A 20,303-nucleotide genomic window follows, 5' to 3' on the forward strand; every position below is an offset into this window, starting at 1 on the left:
CGTCCGCGCCCCGGACCGGGCGGGGCTAGCGCGGCCCCTTGATGCCCTTGCGCCCGCTGCCGCTCTTGATCGCCCCGTACGCGGCCGTCGCCAGGAACAGCACGCCGCCGACCACCGCCAGCCACACCAGGCCCTTCACGACCGCTCCGACCAGCGACAGCACCAGCCAGGCCGCCAGCAGCCACAGGATTATCTTGACCATGTCCCCTCCAACGTCCGACGTGCCCCACGGGTTCCTGGTTCAGAGCCAGCCCTTGAGCCGGCGCAGCGCCTCGTCGATGTCGTGCGCGGACCCGGCGAACGACAGCCGCACGAACTCGTGCCCGTGCACCGGGTCGAAGTCCATGCCGGGCACGATGGCGACGCCGGTGTCCGCCAGCAGGCGGCGGCAGAAGCCCATCGAGTCGTCGGTCAGGTGCGAGACGTCGGCGTAGGCGTAGAACGCGCCCTCCGCCGGGGCGACCTTGGCGATGCCGAGCCCGGTCAAGCCGGCGAGCAGGGCGTCCCGGTTGCGGCGGTAGCCGTCGACCAGCCGCGCGGTCTGCTCGTAGGACTCGGGCTCGAACGCGGCGACCGCAGCGTGCTGGGCCAGCGCGGGCGGGCAGAGGGTGAAGTTGCCGGTCAGGCAGTCGACCGCGCGGCGCAGCGCGGGCGGCAGCAGCATCCACCCGAGCCGCCAGCCGGTCATGGCGAACGCCTTGGAGAACGAGTTGACCACGATCGCGTCCCGCGAGGTCTCCCACGCGCACGCGAGCGGCGTGCCGTAGCTGATGCCGTGGTAGATCTCGTCGCTGACCAGCCGCGTGCCGCGCTCGGCGCACCACTGCGCCAGGCCGGCCAGCTCCGCCGGGTGCAGCACCGTGCCGGTCGGGTTCGCCGGGCTCGCCACGACCAGGCCGTCCAGCGGACCGGCCTCGGCCAGCATCTCGACGGTCGGCTGGAACCGGGTGTCCGGCCCGCACGGCAGCTCGACCACCTCGCAGCCCAGCGCGCGCAGGATGTTGCGGTAGGCCGGGTAGCCGGGGCGGGCCAGCGCGACCCGCGCCCCGGCGTCGAACGACGCCAGGAACGCGAGCAGGAACGCGCCGGACGACCCCGTGGTGACCACGACGTCCTCCGGCGAGACCGCCAGCCCGTACTGCCGCTCGTAGTGCCCGGCCAGCGCGGTCCGCAGCTCCACCGTGCCGAGCTGCTCGGTGTAGCCGAGGGTCTGCTCGCGCAGCGCCCGCTCGGCGGCCCGCAGCACCGGCTCCGGCGCGGGACCGGCCGGCTGGCCCGCCGCCAGCGAGACGACGTCGCCGTGCGTCCGCTGCCGGCGCGCGGCGGCGGACACGATGTCCATGACGTGGAACGGCGGCACGTCCGCCCGTGCGGCTACACCCAGCATGGCCCCAGGCTAGCCCCGGCACCCGCTCCGGTGCCGCCGCCTCTGCCCCGGCCGACGACTCCGCTCCCGCCCCGGGCTGCGAGCGTCAGTAGCCCTGGTACCCGCCGCCGCCCGCCATCGACTTGAGGCCGGGGTGGCCCTCGAAGCCGCCGTAGCGGGAGAACGTGTAGCGGACGCCGGCGATGATGTTGTCCACCGGGTTCCAGATGTCGTCGTGGCCGGGCAGCTTGTGCGCCTGGAACGTCGGGTCGATGCACTGCATGAGGCCCTTGGACGGGGTGCCCGCCGCCGCGTTGGAGTCCCAGTCGTTGAGGGCGTGCGGGTTGCCGCCGGACTCCTTCTCGATGATCGTCCAGATCTGGTTGATGTTCGCCTCGGTGACCGGGATGCCGGCGGCCTGGAGGATCTTGATGGCCTCGCGGATCCACTGCTCGACGTTGCCGGGCGGCGGTCCGCCGGCCGGCGGGCCACCGCTGGGCCCGAGCCCGCTCATGCCGCCACCCCCACCGCCGCCACCGCCGGAACCACTACCGCCGGAACCACTACCGCCGGACCCGCTGCCGTGGGACCCGCTGCCGGTCGACGGCGGAGGAGGTGGCGGGGGCGGCGACTCGGCCGACGACGTCCCGGTCCGGGCTTCCGGCGTCGGGTTCCAGACGATCGGCTGCCCCGGTGCGGGCACGAACGCCTGCGTGCCCGGGTCCGCCATGGTGGAGAACGCGGGCGTGATCGACCCCGGTCGGCCCTTGAGCGAGCCCAGCGCCGTGCCCAGCGCCTGGTCGGCCTGCGCGATCACCGGTCCGGCGTCGCCCGCCGCCTCCGCGCACAGCCCCCGGATGGCGTTGTCGACGTCCGCCTGCGGCATCCCCTGGCTGCGGGCGCGCAAGCCGCGCACCCGTCCGAGCAGGGTCTCGCACATGCGCTCGACCGACGCCTTCGCCGATTCCAGCGCCGCCGCCGCCGATTCGAGGTCGTCCGCCGCGCCGGTGAGCGCGTCGGTCAGCGAGGTGCCGCCCTTGGTGAATTCGGCCATGTAGGCGACGAACCCGTCGGCGGAACCGCCCTCCCACGCGCTGTCCAGTTGGCCGACCCGTTGCGCGATGTCGTTGCCCGACTCCACGCCCTTCGCGGCGGCCTGCCGCCACCGGGCCGCGATCTCCCGCACGGCCTCCGGCCGCGCCTTCTCCACCTTGCCCGCGAGCTGCGCCACCGCCTGCCCACCGGGCAGCGCGGCGACCTCGTCCACAGCGCTCATCGCCTCACACCGCCCGGAACGACGCCGCGTTGGCGTCCTCGACGTCGACCACCGCGCCCTGGATCCGGTCCAGCGCGCGCTCCACCTCGCCCAGCAGCTTCTCGGCGGCGGCGAACTCCGCACCGGCTTTGACGTCCAGTTCGCCGGCAGCCGAGGAAAGACCGCCAGAATTCGCCAGTTCGCCGAAAATGCCCGGATCGGCGTAATGACCGGAGAACCCGTCACCCACCGCGCCGAATTGGCCCGCCTGCGCGCCGACCGTGCTCCGGCACTGCTCCATCGCCTCGGCGTTGAACTTCGCTACCGCCATTCCCCACACCTTAGAGTTTCCGGCTCGCGGGTACCCCCGCTATGGACGGATGCCGGCCAGCAGCGCGGCAATTCCCCGCCGCAGCTCCGCCGGGTCGACCGGACCGTGGAAGTCGACCACCTCCACCGCCCGCCGCCGACGCCCGTCGACGTCGAGCGCGGAGGCACCGAACCGACCGCTCAGGTCCGGGCCGCCGACCAGGCCGTCGCCGTGCGCGGGCAGCAACTCCACCAGCGCACCCGCCAGGTCGGCCGCCGACTCGCGCACGTTCAGCACGTCACCGCACAGCGCGACCGAGACGACCCCGGCCCCGGCGGGCGCGGCCATCGCCCGCACCGCCGAACTGCCGAAGCCCAACCGCAGGTCGACCGAGCAGGGCGGGGAGGCGAGCAGCGCGCACACCTCGCCGAACCACGGCTCCAGCTCCCCACCCCGCGCCAGCCCCCGCGCGGTCAGGTCGGACCACGGCGCGGGGTCGTCCGCCACGTGCAGGACGATCGGCATCGCACCCAGTCGGAGGTGGTCCCAGGCGGTGCGGAAAGCGCTTGCGCTGAGGGTCGCGGTGATCACCAGACGTCACTCCCGGCTGACGGCGGGTACTGCTCCGGCAACGGAGTTGACGCGCCGACCCCCGCCCCGGTTCCCTCACCGGGTGCAGCGGGTCACGACGTCGGCAACCGCCGGCGGCGCATGACCAAGCTCCCTTCGGAGCGCCGAGTTCGCCCGACCGACAGCCCGGCGGTCGACGTGACCCGGCAGGCCGACGGAAGTGCGGATCGCGCGCGAGCCCGGCCCAGCCGCATCCGGTGTGGCCGGCCGCCTCCGGACGCTTCGCCGCTGCCCGCACCAGACCTGGGCGGGGCCGTGGGCCGGGACGACGCGGTGACCGGCGTCGGTGGCCGCACGTCCCGTGCGACCGGTGGTGACGGTTCCGGCCGGGCCGACCGGTCGGGTGGCGCAACGCAGCTGCCTTCCGCACGGACGGCAGACCCGTCTAGACCTCGTGGACCAGTTCCCACACGCACGCCGCAAGCCGGGCGTTGTCGATCGGGGTGATCGTGCTCCAGTTCCGGCCGTCCGAGCTGGGCCGCACCAGGTGCAGGTAGCGGCCGGACGGGGTGTCGTGCCAGGAGACCACGCGGTCCGCGCGCACCGGCGGGGCGCCGGGTCGCGAGCGTTCCGCGCCGAACTGCCCGCGCGTGCTCATCCCGTCGCACATGCCCGCCAGCTCCTGGGCCTCGTGCAGCGGCAGGCCCTGGCGCTCCAGGGCGAGCACCAGCTTCTCGGCGTCCCGGCCCGCCTCGTCGGAAGCCGCGTGCAGGACGTCGTTCGGCAGGCTGATCGACCGCCCGTGCCCCGCCGGCACCTCGCCGGTGACCGACACCGCCGCCTCGGCGAGCGCCGACGCGCGGGCCTCGATCAGCCACACCTCGTCGCCGTCCACGACGGCGAGCACCGCCTCGTCGCCGCCGGACGCGGCGGCGACGCCCTTGATCTTGCGGCGGTCCACCCAGATCCACAGGTCGACGGAGAGCTGCGGGTTGGCCAGCAGCGCGAAGGTGTCCGCCAGCTCCGGCGTCAGCCTCCGCCCCGCCGCCAGACCGCGCCCCGCCAGCGACTCCCAGGCGCGCTCGACGAACGCGCCCCGCTCGGTGTGCGTGGTGCCGGGGCTGGGCACGTCGAGCGCGACGTTGCGCCGGGGGTGCCGCTCGGCCTCCCACGCGACGTCGAACTCCAGCGTGGACAGGACGACCGTGCCCACCGAGGTCACTTGACCTCGGGCTCGTCGCCGATGACGGACTGGACGACCATCCGCTCGTCGCCGAAGACGTCGTCGGAGTCCACGCCGTACTTGCGGACGTGCTCGCCGTCCTCCTCGCCCTCGCCGCTGCGGGCCGCCGGCTGCAGCATGGACCCGGCCGCACCGGCCTTGCCGGCCACCGCGCCCTTGCCCGCCACGCCCGCGCCCGCGCGCGCCTCGGCACCGGGCCGCGTCGCCGCCCGCTCGTCCGGGTCGATGGCCCCGATCGTGGCGGAGATGCCGGCCTTGCCGGCCAGGCCGCCGGGCACCGCGCCCTTGCCGCCCGCGCCCTTGGGCACCGCCTCGCCACCGGGCCGGCCCGAGGCCGGGTTGCGCTCGACCCGCCCACCCCGGGCCGTGGCCGCCACCGCGCCCAGCGCGGCACCGCCGGCGAGCCCCAGGCCCAGGCCGAGCCCCAGGTTCGACCCGCCGACCTTGCCGGACACGACCGGCGCGACCGGCGACGTGCCCGGGACGCCGGGCAGCGGCGACACGCCCGTGCTGCCGCCGCCGGGGAGCTGGCCGGGCACCTGCCCCGGTAGCTGGCCGGGGAGCTGCGGCGGCAGGCCGATCGACCCGCCGGGCACGTGCCCGGACCCGCCGCCGGGCAGCGCACCGGGGACGCCGCCGGTCGTGCCCGGGATGCCGCCGCCGAACTGGTGCACCTGCGCGACCGGCGTGGCGACCGCCGACGACGTCGTCGTCACCTCGAAGTCACGCGGCTTGCTCATGCCCTGGTACTGGTTGAGCGAGTCCCGGCTGGCCTCGACGTACTGGTCGAACCCCCGGATCACCTGCTCGCGGGCCGCCTGGGTGGCCTTGACCTCCTTGGCGTGGTCGGTCTCGTAGCCGAAGAAGCCGCCCGCGTCGTCCCAGAAGTTCGTCTCGGTGTCGCCGCGCAACGCCTGCGGCTCCGGCATCCCGTTGCGCGACTGGCTGTAGCTGGCCCCCTGGACGGCGGTCGCCTGCGAGTTCCGCTTGCCCGCCTCGTCGCCCTGCGTCGCCACGTCCGCCGACACGGTGACCGCCTGCCCGGCGTTGTCCCCGGCCGCGCCCTGCCACTCGATCCCGAGCTTGCGCAGCTCGGTGCGCAACGTCTCGTCCACCTCGGCGAGGCTGCCCGCGAGGCTGCGCAGGGCGTGCGAGGCGTTGCTGAACTGCTGGGCGGCGTCACTGGTGGCGAACTTGCCGACCAGGTCGGCGAGCGCGTGGTTGTCGTAACCTTCGAAGCGGTGATCCTGGATCTGCCTGAAGCCGGTCACAGCTTCCCCCTCACTTCAAGGTCCGCAGCGTCGAGAGGGCGGATTCGGCGCCCTTGGTCGCGTTCTGGCACATCTCATCCTGGGTGAACGCCTTGGGCGACAGCGGCAGGAACTGCACGTAGAGCTGTTGCCCGTCCGCGACGTCGAGGGTGATCGAGCAGTCGCCCGTCGACGTCCCCTTCAAGAAGATCTGCGCGGCGTCGTACCCGGCCACCGTCTTGGGGGACACGTCGAGGTTCCCCGAGCCGTCCCAGTAGCCGATGCCCTCGGTGGTGACCAGAGTGACGTGGTACCCGAAAGCCTTCGCGCTGTTGTTCGTGTAGGAGCAGGACGGCGAGGTCGTGTTCTGGATGATCTTGGCCGGGTCGGACTCGGCCTCGTCGATCTTCAGCTCGGCCTGCTGCGCGCTCGTGAGCAGCGTGCACGGGTCGACGCCGTCGAGCTTGATCTCCTTCGGACGCGTCGAAGGAGCCTTGGAGGTGGTCGTCGGAGCATCCGACGAGGTGGTCTGCGTGGCTGGGGTGGCGGTGCCACCGGTCGAGCCGGAGGTGCACGCCGACACAGCGGCGGTCGCAACCAGTGCGGCGACGATTCCCTTAGCCAGTCGCACGTGCCGACCCCATCGCCGCCTTGACCTCTTCCTCGGTGTGCCCGTACTGCACCGCCGTGGCGCGCAACTGCGACACGAGCCCGCGCAAGCTGTCCATGTACTCCAGGATGCGCTGCGCGTACGAGCCCTCGCTCTCGACCAACCGGTCGTTCCACGCGGCGGCGATGTCGGAGTTCACCGTGTCACCGCCGCGCAACTGCACCCTGAGGTCGTTGTACGCGTGGTGATAAGCCTTCTGCAGTGCGGCGAGCTGGCCGTCGATCACGTGACCCGCTTGGAGGACGGTTTCCTTGGTCACGGTGAACTTCTGGCCCGCGCCCGGTGAGTTGGCCAGCGTGTCGTTCAGGCGCTTCTCCGCCGCGAACACCTCGCCGACCGCGCGCCCGATGGCCCCGCCCACGCCGGCGACGGCTCCCAGTAGGCCGTTCTCCTCTGCCACGACGCCCATCCCCCGTACGGTCGGTAACGGATTGGTCCCGGTCCGCAGGCTACCAACGACCGCGTGAGCCGGGTCTGAGGTTGGACGAAAGCGAGGGCGGACAGGTTCCGCCCTCGCTCGGATGTCGTGCGATCGGGTGGTGGGGATCACCCGGTGATCGGGTGGCTAGAGGACGACGACCGTCCCCTCGGCCGCGCGCAGCGCGATGTCCGTGCGGTGGTGCGAGCCGGTCAGGTGGACGGCTGCCACGCGCCGGTACGCCTCGTCGCGGGCGGTGGTCAGGGTGTCGCCGGTGCCGACCACGGCGAGCACGCGGCCCCCGGTGGAGACGACCGCGCCGTCCTCGCGGCGGCGGGTGCCGGCGTGCAGGACGCCTTCCGCGTCACCGCCGGTGATCACGTCACCGGTCCGGGGGCGGCCCGGGTAGCCCTCGGCGGCGACGACCACGGTCACCGCGTAGCCGTCCGCCCACTCCAGCGGCGGGACCGAGGACAGGGTGCCCTGGGCGGCGGCCAGGAACAGGCCGGCCACCGGGGTGCGCAGCAGGGCCACGACGGCCTGCGTCTCGGGGTCGCCGAAGCGGCAGTTGAACTCGATGACCTGCGGGCCGTCGGAGGTCAGCGCCAGCCCCGCGTAGAGCAGCCCGCTGAACGGGGTGCCGCGCTTGGCCAGCTCGTCCACGACCGGCTGCACGCAGGTGGAGACGATGGTGGGCACCAGGTCCTCGGGCGCCCAGGGCAGCGGCGAGTAGGCGCCCATGCCGCCGGTGTTCGGGCCGGAATCCCCGTCACCGACGCGCTTGAAGTCCTGCGCGGGCAGCAGCGGCACCACGGTGGCCCCGTCGACCAGGCAGAACAGCGACACCTCGGGACCGTCGAGGAACGACTCCAGCAGCACCGGGTGGCCGTTGTCGAGCAGCGTCATGGCGTGCGCGCGGGCGACCGCGCGGTCGGAGGTGACCACGACGCCCTTGCCGGCGGCGAGGCCGTCGTCCTTGACCACCCAGCGCGGCCCGAAGTGGGTCAGCGCGGCGTCGAGGCGGGCGGGGTTGTCGACCACCTCGGAGGTCGCCGTGGGCACGCCGGCGGCGGCCATCACGTCCTTGGCGAACGCCTTGGACCCCTCGATCCGGGCCGCCGAGGCGGACGGGCCGAAGCACGGGATCCCGGCGGCGCGGACGGCGTCCGCCGCGCCCGCCACCAGGGGCTGCTCCGGCCCGACCACGACGAGGTCGGCGTTCCACTCCTCGGCCAGCGCGGTGACCGCACCGGGGTCGGCGGGGTCCACCCCGTAGATCTCCGCGAGCCCCGCGATCCCGGCGTTGCCGGGTGCGCAGGCCAGCGCGATCACCGAAGGGTCCCGCGACAACGCGAGGACAAGGGCATGTTCACGGGCGCCAGACCCGATGACCAGGACACGCACGGTGGGGAAGCCTAGATGACCCGACCGGTCAACCGCCGAACGCGTCCAGCGAACCGGCGTGCAGCGGCACCGGGTCGGTCAGCGCGGCCTTCTCCTTGACGACGTCCCGCACGGCCGGGTGGACCTTCTCCAGCTCGGACTTGCGGTCGAACAGCAGCCGGGTGACGGCGCACGCGCTGCCGTCCGGGAAGTCGGCGCGCACGAGCAGCAGGTTCGGCACGACGACGGTCGGCACGTCGGCCGGCTGCCCGTAGGAGGCGGCCGGGATGGTGCCCTTGTCGTAGACCGGGTTGACCTCCTTGAGCTTGGGCAGCAGCGGTGTGACGTCGATGAACTTGACCTGGTCCCGCAACGACGTGGTGAGGTCGGTGATCTGCGCGGTGGGCAGGCCCCCGGACCAGACCAGCCCGTCGAGGCTGCCGTCCTTCATGCCGTCGGCGGTCTTGGCGAGGTCGAGCCGCTGGGCCTGGACGTCGGTGCCGGGGTCGAGCCCGGCGGCGGTGAGCAGCCGGTTGGCGATCACCTCGGTGCCGGACTTGGGCGAGCCGGTGGAGATCCGCTTGCCCTTCATGTCGGCGACGGAGTCGATGCCGCTGGACGTGCGCACGAGCACCTGCGTGTAGTTGGGGTAGAGCCGGGTGAGCGCCTGCACCTGCTGCGGCTTGCCGTCGAAGGCGCCCTTGCCGTTCACCGCGTCGGCGGCGGTGTCGGCGAGCGAGAACGCCACGTCGTAGTCGCCGGCGGCGAGCTGCTGGATGTTCTGCACGGACGCGCCGGTCTCCGCGGCGGTGGCCTTGAGCTTGGTGTTGTCGCTGATCAGCTTGGCCAGCCCGCCGCCGACGACGTAGTACACGCCGCCGGAGTTGCCGGTGGCGATGGTGATCCGCCCTTCGTGGGCCTCGCACGCGGCGGCGGGTCCGCTCTCCTCGGCGGCGCGCTTGCCGCCGCACCCGGCCGCGACCAGCGCGACCGCCAGGACTGCGACCGGGACTCTCCAGCTACGCATCTCGTTCCTTTCCCCGCAGGAGCACTTTCGGCACGAACAGGTGCACGGCGACGGCCACCAGGAGCAGGGCGAGGCCGACGGCGACGGCGACCGGTTGGAGGGTGAGCAGGGCGAGCGCCGCCGGCAGGCAGAGCAGCCGCTCCGGCCACCGGGCGGGCCCGAGCATCCGGCCGCCGGTGAGCGCGGCGAGCGCGGCCACCCCGACGGCGGACGCCGCGAACGCCCACAGCGCGCCGCCGAACGACGAGCGCAGCAGCAGCCCGGCCCCGTTGTCGGTGAGCACGAACGCGAGCGGGACCAGGAACGCCGGCAGCGTGTACTTCCACGTCCGCCACATCGTCTTCATCACGTCGCCGCCGGTGATGGCGGCGGCGGCGACCGCGGCGAGCGCGGTCGGTGGCGTCACCTCGGACAAAACCGCGTAGTAGAAGATGAACATCGCGGTCTCCTCGCGGGCCACGCCGAGTTCGACCAGCGCCGGCCCGATGACCACCCACGAGATGATGAAGGACGCCGTCACCGGGACGGCCAGCCCCAGGACGCTGACCGCGACCGCTGCCAGGACGACCGTCACGAACAGGATCACGGCCGGGTCGGACGAGACGAACGCGGCGACGTCGAGCAGCGTCGAGGCCAGTTCCTGGCCCATCCCGGTCTTGGTGATGGTGGAGGTGATCACCCCCGCCGCCGCGCAGACCGCGATGACCGGCAGGGCGGCCCGCACGCCGAGGGCCAGCGAGTCCACCATCGCGCGCGCCCAGCCCCGGACGTCGTGCCGCCGGGAGGCCAGCGCGAACAGCGCGGCGACGCCCGTCGCGTAGACCACGGCCGAGTAGACCGGGATGTCCAGCGCCAGGAACACGACGATCACCGCGAGCGACAGGAAGTGGTAGCCGCCGCGCTTGAGCAGCTCCCACGGGCGGGGCACGTCCACGTCGACCGGTTTCGCGCCGAACCGGCGGGCGTCGACCTCGACCGCGAGCGCGATGCCGAGGTAGTAGAGCAGGGTGGGCAGGATCGCCCAGATGAGCACTTGGAGGTAGGAGGTCTCCAGGTACTCGGCGATGATGAAGGCCGCCGCGCCGAGCGTCGGCGGCGACAGGATCGCGCCGATCCCGGAGGCGGCGAGCAGCCCGCCCGCGTTCTCCTTCGGGTAGCCGGCCTTCTTCAGCATCGGCCAGGTCACCGCGCCCAGCGACACCGTGGTCGCGGTGCCGGAGCCGGACACGGTCCCGAGCAGGAAACCGGCGGCGGCGGTGGTGCGGCCCGGCGCGGTGCGCGACCTGCGGAACGCCGAGAAGCTGATGTCGACGAAGAACGCGCCGGCCCCGGACGCGTTCAGCACGGAACCGTAGATCGTGAAGAGCACGATGTAGGTGGCGGCGACGTCCAACGGCGTCCCGTAGAAACCGGTGGCGTCGTTGTAGAAACCGTTGATGATCTGTCCGAAATCGACCCCGGCGTGCGAGAGCGACCACGACGGCGGCAGATAACCGCCGTAGTAGGCGTAGGCCACGAATGCGACGCACACCGCCGGCAGGACCCACCCGGTGGTCCGGCGGCACGCCTCCAGGACGAGCAGCAGGAGCACGGACCCGGCGACGACGTCGAGGTCGGTCAACTGCCCCTGCCGGTCGAGGAAGGCGTCGAACCCGCCGAACAGCGGGTACGCGCCGACCACGAAGGCGGACAGCGCGAGCGCCCAGTCGACGGCTCGCGGGTCGTCCCCGCCGCCACGCCGGCCCCGGTAGCACAGGAAGACCAGCGGCAGGGTCACCGCCAGGAACATCACGAGGTAGTACTGACCGCCTTCGGCGAACGGCCAGAAAACTTGTTTGAGCACCAATAAGGCGATGGCCAGGGTCGCTGCCCGGATGCCGAGGTCCCAGCGCCGGGACAACACCCGGGAGGGGCGTTCTTCGTCGTACTCGGCGATCAGTTCATCGACGTCGGCCTGCTGTTTGGTCGACACGCGCACCCCTTCGTGCCGCGCGGAATTCCGACACGACCGAAGTTACTTGTGGGGCGGGTCACGGCAATAGGCCGACCGTCTAAAGGGACTGTAAAGCCGGCCGGCGCGGGTCACACCACCCGGCCGTCCTCGTAGCACCACCGCCAGTCCTCGCCGGGCTCGAACGAGCGCATCACCGGGTGGCCCTCGGCGTGGGAGTGGGCCGTGGCGTGCCGGTGCGGGCTGGAGTCGCAGCAGGCCACGTGCCCGCAGGTCAGGCACATGCGCAGGTGGGCCCAGGCGTGCTCGCCGGCGGCCAGGCAGTCCGCGCACCCCTTCCGCGTGGACGGCGTGACCGACGCGGGCAGCGCGTCGACGTGAGGACAGGTCATGTGGGCCATCATCACGCAAGATTGGTCCATGCACGGTCCGGAACTGCTCCTCCTGCTGCTCGGCGCGCTGCTGGTGACGGCGGTCGCCCGGCGCTTCGCCGCACCCGCGCCGCTGGTGCTGGTCGCCACGGGCCTGGCCGTCTCGTTCATCCCCGGCCTGCCGGGGTTCGAGCTCGAACCCGAGCTGGTCCTGGTCCTGGTGCTGCCCCCGCTGCTCTACTCGGCGGCCCTGGACAGCTCGTACCACAACATCCGCGCCAACACGCGCCCGATCGGCCTGCTCGCGGTGGGCCTGGTGATCGCCACGACGGCCGGCGTCGGCTGGGTCGCGCACCTGGTGCTGCCCGAGCTGGCGCTGCCCGCCGCGCTCGTCCTCGGCGCGGTCGTCGCGCCGCCCGACGCCGTGGCGGCGGTGGCGATCGGCCGCCGGCTGAACCTGCCCCGGCGCACGATGACGCTGCTGACCGGCGAGAGCCTGATCAACGACGCCACCGCGCTGACCGTCTACAAGGTGGCCGTGGTCGCCGCGATGGGTGCCGCCGCCACGTGGTGGGACGGCACGCGCACGTTCCTGGTCAGCGCGGGCGGCGGCGTGCTGGTCGGGCTGGTGGTCGGGGTCGGGGTGTGCAAGGTCCGGGCGCACCTGCACGACGGCGTGATGGAGAGCGCGCTGGGGATGCTGGTGCCGTTCGGCGCGTACCTGTTCGCCGAGGAGCTGCACGCGTCCGGCGTGCTCGCTGTGGTCGTCGCGGGCCTCTACATCGGCCACCAGGCCCCGAAGAGCTCCTACTACACCCGGCTCCAGGACACGGCGGTCTGGCGCTCGGTGGACGTGCTGCTGGAGTCGTTCGTGTTCGCGCTGATCGGCCTCCAGCTCAAGACCATCGTGCTGGACGTGGAGATCACCTCGGCGCTGGTGTGGGGTGCGGTGGCGGTGCTGGTGGCGACCATCGCGGTCCGCTTCCTGTGGATGTACCCGGCCGCCTACCTGCCGCGCCTGCTGTCCAGGCGGATCCGGGAGCGGGAGGACGCCCCGGGCTGGCGCGGGGTCACCGTGCTGTCCTGGGCGGGGATGCGCGGCGTGGTGTCGCTGGCCGCCGCGAGCGCGCTGCCGCTGGACCTGCCCGGCCGGGACGTGATCGTGTTCTGCGCGTTCGTGGCCACGGTCGGCACGCTGCTGATCCAGGGCCTCACGCTGCCGTGGGTGATCCGCAAGCTCGGGTTCCAGGGCGACGAGGAGCAGGCGGACGCGCTGGCCGAGGCCCAGGTGCAGCACGCCGCCGCCCGGGCCGCCGTGGACCGCCTGGACGAGCTGGTCGACAACGGCGACCAGACGCCGGACCACGTCGTGGACCGGTTGCGGACCATGGCCGAGCACCGGGGCAACGCGGCGTGGGAGCGGTTGGGCCGTCAGGAGGACGAGAGCCCCGCCGCCGCCTACCGGCGGCTGCGGCGCACCATGCTGGACGCCGAGCGGCAGGTGTTCGTGGAGGCACGCGACAACCGGCAGATCGACGACGAGGTGCTGTTCCGCGTGCTGCGCGAACTGGACCTGGAGGAAGCGGCCCTCACGCGGGAGTGAGCGCCCCCACCCGTTCACCACGACGTGGTGCGCACTTCACCCCGACGTGACGGGGGTGTCGCGGTGCGCAACGAAGCTCCGCAGGGCTGGTTCGCGGAACAGGGAGGTCGGCGATGGCGCGCACGAGGATCGTTGGGGCGGCGCTCGCAGCGCTCGCGGTGGCCGGGGCGGTGACCCTGCCCCCGGCGTCGGCGCACGGCGGCGACACGGCGGGCGCGCACCGGCCGAGGGGCCCGGTCGTCATCGGCCACCGGGGCGCGTCGGGTTACCGGCCCGAGCACACCCTCGGCTCCTACGAGCTGGCCGCGCGGATGGGCGCGGACTACGTCGAACCCGACCTGGTGTCCACGAAGGACGGTCACCTGGTCGCCCGGCACGAGAACGAGATCGGCGGGACCACCGACGTCGCCGCCAAGCCCGGGTTCGCCGGCCGCAAGACCACCAAGGTGGTCGACGGCGTGCCGGTCACCGGCTGGTTCACCGAGGACTTCACGCTCGCCGAGCTGAAGACCCTGCGCGCCACCGAGCGCATCCCGGACGTCCGCCCGCGCAACGCGCTCTACGACGGCCGCTACGAGATCCCCACGTTCCAGGAGGTCGTGGACCTCACCCGGCGGCTCTCGCGCGAACTGGGCCGCGACATCGGCCTCTACCCGGAGACCAAGCACCCCACCTACTTCCAGGACGTCGGCCTGCCGCTGGAGCAGCGCCTGGTGGACGCGCTGGACCGCAACGGCCTCAACCGGCCGGGCGCGAAGGTGTACGTGCAGTCCTTCGAGGTGGCCAACCTCAAGGCGCTCAAGAAGAAGCTCCGCGTTCCGCTCGTGCAACTGGTGAACTCCTCGGGTGCGCCCTACGACTTCGTGAAGGCCGGCGACAAGCGCACGTACGACGACCTGGTCACCCCGGACGGCCTGCGCGAGATCCGCAAGTACGCGGCGGGCGTCGGCGCGGCCAAGGACCGGGTCGTGCCGCGCGACGCCAAGGGTTTCCTGCTCCAGCCGACCACGCTGGTCCGGGACGCCCACGTGCGCGGCCTGGTCGTGCACGCCTGGACGTTCCGCAACGAGAACGCGTTCCTGCCTGCCGACTTCCGCTCCTCGACGGACCCGGCGGCGTACGGGCGGGCGTTCGAGGAGTACGCGAGGTTCTACGCGACCGGCCTGGACGGCGTGTTCGCCGACAACCCGGACACCGCCGTCGAAGCCCGCGCCTCCCGCTAGGCCGACGGCACCGCTAGGGCGTCGGCGCGGCCCGCTCCGCCGCGAGCAGGCCGCGCCGGGCCAGTTCCGGGCGCACGCCCTCGCCGAACCAGTAGGACTCCTCCAGGTGCGGGTAGCCGGAGAGCACGAACTCCTCGACGCCCGCCGCGTGGTACTCCTCGACCAGGTCGGCCACCTCGGCGTGGCTGCCCACCATCGCCGTGCCCGCGCCGCCGCGCACCAGGCCGATCCCGGCCCACAGCCCGGGGTGGACCTCCAGCCCGCGCACGCCCCCGGTGAGGTCGCCGCCGTGCAGCGCCAGCATCCGCTGCTGCCCCACGGACTGGCCGGCGCGCAACTGCTCCTGCGCCCGTTCGACCTGGTCGGGGTCGAGCGCCTCCCACAGCCGCCCGACCTCGCGCCACGCCTCGTCCGACGTGTCCCGCGAGAGGGTGTGCAGCCGGACGCCGAACCGGACCGGACGGTCGCCCGCCAGCGCCCGCACCCGCGCAATCTTCTCCGCCACCGCCGGGGGCGGCTCGCCCCAGGTCAGGTAGACGTCCGCCTGGCGCGCGGCCACCGGCAGCGCCGCCTCGGACGAGCCGCCGAAGTAGACCGGCGGCACCGGGTCGGGCGGGGCGGGCAGGGTCGCGCCGGCGATCCGGTAGTGCTCGCCGGCGAAGTCGGCCGGCCGCCCCGACCACACCGCGCGCAGGACCTGGAGGAACTCCTCGGTGCGGGCGTAGCGCCGGTCGTGGTCGAGCCAGTCGCCGAACCGCCGCTGCTCCAGGGAGTCGCCGCCGGTCACCACGTTGAGCAGCAGCCTGCCCCGGGAGATCCGCTGGTAGGTGGCCGCCATCTGGGCGGCGAGCGTGGGGGAGATCGCGCCCGGCCGGAACGCCACCAGGAACTTGAGCCGGGACGTGCGCGGGATCAGCGCGGCCGTGGTCAGCCAGGCGTCCTCGCACCACGTCCCGGTGGGCGTCAGCACGCCCTCGAACCCGTTGCGCTCGGCCGCGACCGCCACCTGCTCCAGGTAGTCGATGTCCGGCTCGCGCGGCGCGGGCCCGCCCAGGGTGCGGTTGGCGTGGAACCGCTCCACGACCGTCCGCCCGTCACCCGAGGTGGGCAGGAACCAGTGCAGGACCACGCTCATGGCAGCTCCCCCGACCATCGCTCCGCCGCGCCGCGCGCGACCGTCCACACCGGACGGTCGGGCACCGGTCGCGCACCGAGTTTTCGCGCGCGGGCCGGCGGGAGTCAACGGGCGGGCGGGCCGTCCCGGATCGTGGAAGTGCCTCCAACCCCGACAGCGTCGGGAGCGGAGGCACCGTGCGGAAGGGGGTCGGCTCAGGCCAGCACGTCGTGCCGCACGATCGTCTGGTCGCGGCCGGGACCCACGCCGATGGCCGAGATCCGCGCGCCGGAGATGGACTCCAGGTGCTCCACGTACGCGCGGGCGTTCGCGGGCAGTTCCTCGAACGTCCGGCAGTGGCTGATGTCCTCGAACCAGCCGGGCAGCTCCTCGTACACCGGGACGGCGTGGTGCACGTCGGTCTGCGTCATCGGCATCTCGTCCACGCGCTCGCCGTCGATGGTGTAGCCGACGCAGACCGGGACCTTGTCCAGGCCGGACAGCACGTCCAGCTTGGTCAGGAAGTAGTCGGTGATGCCGTTGACCCGCGACGCGTACCGCGCGATCACCGCGTCGAACCAGCCGGTGCGCCGGGAGCGGCCGGTGGTGACGCCGAACTCGCCGCCGGTCTTGCGCAGGTGCTCGCCCATCTCGTCGTTCAGCTCGGTCGGGAACGGGCCGGAGCCGACGCGCGTGGTGTACGCCTTGAGGATGCCGATCACCGTGGTGATCCGGCTGGGCCCGATGCCCGAGCCCGCGCTCGCGCCGCCGGAGGTCGGGTTGGACGAGGTGACGAACGGGTAGGTGCCGTGGTCGACGTCGAGCAGGGTGCCCTGCGAGCCTTCCAGCAGCACGGTCTCGCCGCGCTCCAGCGCCTGGTTGAGCAGCAGCCGGGTGTCCGCGATGCGGGAGGCGAACTTCTCGCCGTGCTCCAGCACGCTGTCCACGACCTGCTCCGGGTCGAGCGCCTTGCGGTTGTAGACCTTGACCAGCACCTGGTTCTTGAAGTCCAGGGCGGCTTCCACCTTCTGCCGCAGGATCTTCTCGTCCAGCACGTCCTGGGCGCGGACGCCGACGCGGGCGATCTTGTCCTGGTAGCACGGGCCGATGCCCCGGCCGGTGGTGCCGATCTTGGCCTTGCCGAGGTAGCGCTCGGTGACCTTATCGATCGCCACGTGGTAGGGCATGATCAAGTGCGCGTCGGCGGAGATGAGCAGGCGGGAGGTGTCCACGCCCTGCTGCTCCAGGCCCGCCAGCTCGTCGAGCAGCACGCCGGGGTCGACCACGACGCCGTTGCCGATCACGCTGGTCACGCCGGGCGTGAGGATGCCGGAGGGGATGAGGTGCAGGGCGAACTTCTGGCCGTCGGGCAGCACGACGGTGTGCCCGGCGTTGTTGCCACCCTGGTAGCGGACCACCCACTGGACGCGCTCACCGAGCAGGTCGGTGGCCTTGCCCTTGCCCTCGTCGCCCCACTGGGCGCCGATCAGCACTACGGCCGGCATGTGAAACTCCAAGCGGTTCGACGGGTAAGAGCGGAGCCTACGACGGCTGGGCCGTCACTTGCCGGTGCTCGAGGGTAGACCAGGAGATGAGAGTGCGCGGAATCGTGTTGGCCTGCGGAAACTCGCAGTCGCCGTTGATCACTGACGGTGACCGGTTCGTGGTGCGCAGGGTGCCCGCGAAGCCCGGAAAAGCCGAGGTGGACCCGATTTTCGCCGATCTGGGTGACGACCGTCTCATCGTGCACGGGACGGACGCGGACCTCAACGCCGTGGTGCTGCGGCTGCTGCGGACCGATCGGTTGACCGAAGTCGCGCTGGGCTACCTGCCGGCCGACGAGGGCTCCGCCGTGGCCCGCCTGTGGGGCCTGCCGACGGACCTCGGACGGGCGCTGGACCTCGCCCTGTCGGGTGATCCCGATCGCATCCCGCTGGTCCGCGACGACGTGGGCGGCGTGCTGCTCGGCCTCGGGTCGCTCGGCCCGGTGCGCGGTGTCGGGTACGCCGACGACACGGTGGTGCTGCGCGGCCAGGCGAGCCGGGTCGAGGTGACGCCGGACCCGGACAACGGCCTCGGGCTGGTGGTGAGCGTCATCCACAAGCGGCTGATCATGAAGAAGGTGAAGACGACCGCCGGGCGCGCTTTCCAGCTCGGGTGCCTGCCCGTGCAGGTGACGGTCGACGGCGTCGCGCACCCGCGCCCGATGGGCAAGTGGACCTGGTACCGCCACACGGAGGACCTGCGGCTGGTCCGGGGGCTGCACTAAACCCAGCGTTCGTGCGCAATCCACGAGAGTGTCACCCGGAGGTGTTGAGCAGGTAGGACGATGAGCACAGGGTGATTCCGACAGCTTCCAACTAGGAAGGTCGGAATTATGTCAACGGTTGGCAAAGCCGCCCGATACCCGATCCCCCTGCTCCTGGCTGGTGCGCTCACCCTCGGCCTCGCCGCGCCCGCGCTCGCCACCCCGCCCGGCATCCCTACCGCCGCCACGGCCCGGTCCGAACTCGCGTCGCTGACCATCGCGGCGGAAGGGTCCATGGCGGGGTACTCGCGCGAGCAGTTCCCGCACTGGAGCACCGTTTCCGGCGCCTGCAACACCCGCGAGACCGTGCTCGAGCGGGACGGGACCAACGTGGTCACCGACTCGTCGTGCGCCGCCACGTCGGGCCGCTGGACCAGCCCGTACGACGGCGCGACCTGGTCGGCGGCGTCCGACGTGGACATCGACCACGTCGTGCCGCTGGCCGAGGCGTGGCGGTCCGGCGCGTCGGCGTGGACCACGGCCCGGCGCGAGCAGTTCGCCAACGACCTGGCCGGCCCGCAGCTCGTCGCCGTGACCGACAACGTCAACCAGGCCAAGGGCGACCAGGACCCGGCCGCCTGGAAGCCGCCGCTCACCGGGTACTGGTGCACGTACGCCAAGATGTGGGTGCGCACGAAGTACCGGTGGGGCCTCAAGGTGAATTCCACCGAGAAGACCGCGTTGCAGTCGATGCTCGGAAGGTGCTGATGGCCGACTACTCGTCCCCGATCGTGGCCGGGCCCGGTGGCGTGATGACCGACGAGGTCGGCGTCGTGACGGGCGAGCTGGAACTGCGCACGACGCTCGCGGACGGCGTCGTGCGGGCGAAGGTGCGCTACGCGGGAGCGGACGAGTGGTACGCCGTCACCGGGGCGGCCTGCCGCGTCGCCGACCCGCGCGACCACGCGGGCGTGCACCAGGTGCTCCGGGGCGTCCTGCACCGCCCCCTCGGCTGACCCCGTCGCCGCCCCCGCCTGCCGGGGGCGGCGACCCGGCCCGACCGGGGAACCGGACGGGTCGCTCAGTCGGACGGGGGCCGTGCCCCGGCCCGACCGGGCGGGTCCTCGCCACCGGCGGGCGGAGACGACCCGGCACCACCCGGGGGCTCTGCTCCCCCACCCACCGGCGGACTGGCGGGCGGCTTCCCGTCGTGGTCGTTCCTGCGGGCCAGGGGCGGCAGCGAACCGGCCGCCTCGGCGCGGGACAGGCCGGTGGCCTGGAGCAGGTCCACCGCGACCGAGCGGACCTGGGCGAGCACCACCCTGGTGGAGAACCCGTCGCCGCCGAGCTGGTGGGTGGTGGCCACCGCCACCGCGTCGCGCACCGCCGCGCGGGCCTGCACCGGCTCGTCGCCCCGGGCCAGCTCCACCCGCAGCAGGTCCAGCGAGTCCGAGTACTTGCGCAGCACGGCGGGCAGGGTGTCCGGCATCCGCTCGCCGTCGCGCAGCGCCGCCAGCGCGCGGCGGGCCAGCACGCGGGTGTTGCGCAGCGCGTAGTCGACCGGGGTCGCGGTGGCCTGGTAGCGGCCCAGCTCGTTGCGCCGACGCCACCGGACGGGCGCGATGGTGGCGATCTCGCCGCCGGTCTGCAACGCGGTCTTGAAGTCGTCCACGGCCTCCTGGCTGGACCTCAGCCGGGCCAGCACGCCCGCCGCTTGCACGGCGTCCTGCTCCGCCACGGCCTTCGCCACCCCGCGCAGCGCCGCGACCAGCTCGCCGAACACGACCTTGGCCTGCCGGTGCGCCACGGTCAGCGGGTTCGCGGGCAGCAGCGCCGTCACCGCCAGCCCGACCAGGCCGCCGACCAGCGCGTCCACCATGCGGTCCAGGCCGCCGCCCGCGCTGGGCGGCAGCAGGGTCGCCACCAGGACCGCCGACGAGCCGGATTGCAGGGCGATCACCGCGCCGCCGTCGAGCAGCACGGCCGTGGACATGGCCAGCGCCACCACCAGCGCGATCTGCCACGGCCCGGAGCCGATCAGCGAGATCAGCACGTCCCCGACGCCGACGCCGACGGACACGCCGACCACCAGCTCCACCACCCGCCGCAGCCGCTGCCCGAGCGACACGCCCAGGCAGACGACGGCGGCGATCGGCGCGAAGAACGGGCGCGCGTGGCCGACGACGGAGGTCGCCACCAGCCACGACAGCCCGGCGGCGAGCGCGGCCTGGCCGATCGGCAGGGCCGTGCCGCGCCAGCGCTGCACCCGGCGCACCAGCTCGTCGCGCACGGCTCCCACGG

General features: G+C 73.0%; 21 protein-coding genes. 5 read left to right on the forward strand and 16 right to left on the reverse strand.

Features of this window, described 5'->3' with window-relative positions; all coding sequences use genetic code 11:
- Positions 1 to 25: 25 nt before the first annotated feature.
- The 13 genes from AB0I60_RS09580 to AB0I60_RS09640 all read right to left on the reverse strand — a co-directional run bounded on the left by AB0I60_RS09580 (position 26) and on the right by AB0I60_RS09640 (position 11,835).
- Positions 26 to 202 (reverse strand): hypothetical protein, encoded by a 177-nt coding sequence (locus tag AB0I60_RS09580; protein WP_360727240.1) that lies wholly within the window; start codon positions 200 to 202, stop codon positions 26 to 28.
- 39 nt (positions 203 to 241) lie between these two features.
- Positions 242 to 1,387 (reverse strand): pyridoxal phosphate-dependent aminotransferase, encoded by a 1,146-nt coding sequence (locus AB0I60_RS09585; protein WP_360727242.1) that lies wholly within the window; start codon positions 1,385 to 1,387, stop codon positions 242 to 244.
- Positions 1,388 to 1,472: 85 nt separating this feature from the next.
- Positions 1,473 to 2,642, reverse strand: coding sequence for a WXG100 family type VII secretion target (locus AB0I60_RS09590; RefSeq protein ID WP_360727243.1), 1,170 nt, complete (start codon positions 2,640 to 2,642; stop codon positions 1,473 to 1,475).
- 4 nt (positions 2,643 to 2,646) lie between these two features.
- Positions 2,647 to 2,952: a hypothetical protein gene (locus AB0I60_RS09595; protein ID WP_360727245.1), complete on the reverse strand. Its 306-nt coding sequence runs from the start codon at positions 2,950 to 2,952 to the stop codon at positions 2,647 to 2,649.
- Positions 2,953 to 2,991: 39 nt separating this feature from the next.
- Positions 2,992 to 3,522, reverse strand: coding sequence for an ESX secretion-associated protein EspG (locus AB0I60_RS09600; protein WP_360727246.1), 531 nt, complete (start codon positions 3,520 to 3,522; stop codon positions 2,992 to 2,994).
- Between the two features lie 424 nt (positions 3,523 to 3,946).
- Positions 3,947 to 4,723 (reverse strand): ESX secretion-associated protein EspG, encoded by a 777-nt coding sequence (locus AB0I60_RS09605; RefSeq protein ID WP_360727248.1) that lies wholly within the window; start codon positions 4,721 to 4,723, stop codon positions 3,947 to 3,949.
- The gene (locus AB0I60_RS09610) at positions 4,720 to 6,015 is read right to left on the reverse strand and encodes a hypothetical protein (protein ID WP_360727250.1); all 1,296 of its coding nucleotides are present in this window, start codon (positions 6,013 to 6,015) and stop codon (positions 4,720 to 4,722) included. Before AB0I60_RS09610 ends, AB0I60_RS09605 begins: the two co-directional genes overlap by 4 nt.
- A 10-nt stretch (positions 6,016 to 6,025) precedes the next feature.
- Positions 6,026 to 6,625, reverse strand: coding sequence for a DUF3558 domain-containing protein (locus tag AB0I60_RS09615; RefSeq protein WP_360727252.1), 600 nt, complete (start codon positions 6,623 to 6,625; stop codon positions 6,026 to 6,028).
- Positions 6,612 to 7,073, reverse strand: coding sequence for a hypothetical protein (locus AB0I60_RS09620; RefSeq protein ID WP_360727254.1), 462 nt, complete (start codon positions 7,071 to 7,073; stop codon positions 6,612 to 6,614). Before AB0I60_RS09620 ends, AB0I60_RS09615 begins: the two co-directional genes overlap by 14 nt.
- Before the next feature lie 156 nt (positions 7,074 to 7,229).
- Positions 7,230 to 8,486 (reverse strand): phosphoribosylamine--glycine ligase, encoded by a 1,257-nt coding sequence (gene purD / locus AB0I60_RS09625; RefSeq protein ID WP_360727255.1) that lies wholly within the window; start codon positions 8,484 to 8,486, stop codon positions 7,230 to 7,232.
- 28 nt (positions 8,487 to 8,514) lie between these two features.
- Positions 8,515 to 9,492: a TAXI family TRAP transporter solute-binding subunit gene (locus tag AB0I60_RS09630; RefSeq protein WP_360727256.1), complete on the reverse strand. Its 978-nt coding sequence runs from the start codon at positions 9,490 to 9,492 to the stop codon at positions 8,515 to 8,517.
- A complete protein-coding gene (locus AB0I60_RS09635; protein WP_360727258.1) occupies positions 9,485 to 11,464 on the reverse strand; it encodes a TRAP transporter fused permease subunit in 1,980 nt (659 codons plus the stop codon). The genes AB0I60_RS09630 and AB0I60_RS09635 overlap by 8 nt, the downstream gene beginning before the upstream one ends.
- 110 nt (positions 11,465 to 11,574) lie before the next feature.
- Positions 11,575 to 11,835: a UBP-type zinc finger domain-containing protein gene (locus tag AB0I60_RS09640; RefSeq protein WP_360727259.1), complete on the reverse strand. Its 261-nt coding sequence runs from the start codon at positions 11,833 to 11,835 to the stop codon at positions 11,575 to 11,577.
- Between the two features lie 28 nt (positions 11,836 to 11,863).
- Between AB0I60_RS09640 and AB0I60_RS09645 the strand changes: the two genes are divergently transcribed.
- The gene (locus AB0I60_RS09645; protein ID WP_360727261.1) at positions 11,864 to 13,417 is read left to right on the forward strand and encodes a Na+/H+ antiporter; all 1,554 of its coding nucleotides are present in this window, start codon (positions 11,864 to 11,866) and stop codon (positions 13,415 to 13,417) included.
- 113 nt (positions 13,418 to 13,530) lie between these two features.
- Positions 13,531 to 14,640 carry a glycerophosphodiester phosphodiesterase gene (locus AB0I60_RS09650; protein ID WP_360727262.1) on the forward strand — a complete coding sequence of 370 codons (1,110 nt, stop codon included), beginning with the start codon at positions 13,531 to 13,533 and terminating at the stop codon, positions 14,638 to 14,640.
- A 13-nt stretch (positions 14,641 to 14,653) separates the two neighbouring features.
- On the opposite strand, the gene AB0I60_RS09655 is transcribed toward AB0I60_RS09650, so the two are convergent.
- On the reverse strand, positions 14,654 to 15,775 hold the full coding sequence (locus AB0I60_RS09655) for an LLM class flavin-dependent oxidoreductase (RefSeq protein WP_360727263.1): 1,122 nt from the start codon (positions 15,773 to 15,775) through the stop codon (positions 14,654 to 14,656).
- A 194-nt stretch (positions 15,776 to 15,969) separates the two neighbouring features.
- Positions 15,970 to 17,259: an adenylosuccinate synthase gene (locus AB0I60_RS09660; protein WP_360727265.1), complete on the reverse strand. Its 1,290-nt coding sequence runs from the start codon at positions 17,257 to 17,259 to the stop codon at positions 15,970 to 15,972.
- A gap of 86 nt (positions 17,260 to 17,345) precedes the next feature.
- On the opposite strand from AB0I60_RS09660, the gene AB0I60_RS09665 reads away from it, so the two are divergent.
- The 3 genes from AB0I60_RS09665 to AB0I60_RS09675 all read left to right on the forward strand — a co-directional run bounded on the left by AB0I60_RS09665 (position 17,346) and on the right by AB0I60_RS09675 (position 19,018).
- Positions 17,346 to 18,023 carry a hypothetical protein gene (locus tag AB0I60_RS09665; protein WP_360727266.1) on the forward strand — a complete coding sequence of 226 codons (678 nt, stop codon included), beginning with the start codon at positions 17,346 to 17,348 and terminating at the stop codon, positions 18,021 to 18,023.
- Between the two features lie 108 nt (positions 18,024 to 18,131).
- A complete protein-coding gene (locus AB0I60_RS09670; RefSeq protein ID WP_360727268.1) occupies positions 18,132 to 18,770 on the forward strand; it encodes an HNH endonuclease family protein in 639 nt (212 codons plus the stop codon).
- Positions 18,770 to 19,018 (forward strand): hypothetical protein, encoded by a 249-nt coding sequence (locus AB0I60_RS09675; protein WP_360727270.1) that lies wholly within the window; start codon positions 18,770 to 18,772, stop codon positions 19,016 to 19,018. The genes AB0I60_RS09670 and AB0I60_RS09675 overlap by 1 nt, the downstream gene beginning before the upstream one ends.
- A 65-nt stretch (positions 19,019 to 19,083) precedes the next feature.
- Here AB0I60_RS09675 and AB0I60_RS09680 read toward each other — a convergent pair whose 3' ends face one another.
- Positions 19,084 to 20,292, reverse strand: coding sequence for an FUSC family protein (locus tag AB0I60_RS09680; protein ID WP_360727272.1), 1,209 nt, complete (start codon positions 20,290 to 20,292; stop codon positions 19,084 to 19,086).
- Between the last annotated feature and the right edge of the window lie 11 nt (positions 20,293 to 20,303).

It is taken from the genome of Actinosynnema sp. NPDC050436 (assembly GCF_040655415.1).
Taxonomy (GTDB): domain Bacteria; phylum Actinomycetota; class Actinomycetes; order Mycobacteriales; family Pseudonocardiaceae; genus Actinosynnema.

Coding starts and splice junctions, on each gene's coding strand:
- AB0I60_RS09655 (WP_360727263.1), bottom strand. CDS start 15,775: ATGAGCGTGGTCCTGCACTGGTTCCTGCCCACCTCGGGTGACGGGCGG.
- AB0I60_RS09585 (WP_360727242.1), bottom strand. CDS start 1,387: ATGCTGGGTGTAGCCGCACGGGCGGACGTGCCGCCGTTCCACGTCATG.
- AB0I60_RS09620 (WP_360727254.1), bottom strand. CDS start 7,073: ATGGGCGTCGTGGCAGAGGAGAACGGCCTACTGGGAGCCGTCGCCGGC.
- AB0I60_RS09665 (WP_360727266.1), top strand. CDS start 17,346: ATGAGAGTGCGCGGAATCGTGTTGGCCTGCGGAAACTCGCAGTCGCCG.
- AB0I60_RS09630 (WP_360727256.1), bottom strand. CDS start 9,492: ATGCGTAGCTGGAGAGTCCCGGTCGCAGTCCTGGCGGTCGCGCTGGTC.
- AB0I60_RS09640 (WP_360727259.1), bottom strand. CDS start 11,835: ATGACCTGTCCTCACGTCGACGCGCTGCCCGCGTCGGTCACGCCGTCC.
- AB0I60_RS09580 (WP_360727240.1), bottom strand. CDS start 202: ATGGTCAAGATAATCCTGTGGCTGCTGGCGGCCTGGCTGGTGCTGTCG.
- AB0I60_RS09675 (WP_360727270.1), top strand. CDS start 18,770: ATGGCCGACTACTCGTCCCCGATCGTGGCCGGGCCCGGTGGCGTGATG.
- AB0I60_RS09670 (WP_360727268.1), top strand. CDS start 18,132: ATGTCAACGGTTGGCAAAGCCGCCCGATACCCGATCCCCCTGCTCCTG.
- AB0I60_RS09595 (WP_360727245.1), bottom strand. CDS start 2,952: ATGGCGGTAGCGAAGTTCAACGCCGAGGCGATGGAGCAGTGCCGGAGC.
- AB0I60_RS09650 (WP_360727262.1), top strand. CDS start 13,531: ATGGCGCGCACGAGGATCGTTGGGGCGGCGCTCGCAGCGCTCGCGGTG.
- AB0I60_RS09590 (WP_360727243.1), bottom strand. CDS start 2,642: ATGAGCGCTGTGGACGAGGTCGCCGCGCTGCCCGGTGGGCAGGCGGTG.
- AB0I60_RS09645 (WP_360727261.1), top strand. CDS start 11,864: ATGCACGGTCCGGAACTGCTCCTCCTGCTGCTCGGCGCGCTGCTGGTG.
- AB0I60_RS09660 (WP_360727265.1), bottom strand. CDS start 17,259: ATGCCGGCCGTAGTGCTGATCGGCGCCCAGTGGGGCGACGAGGGCAAG.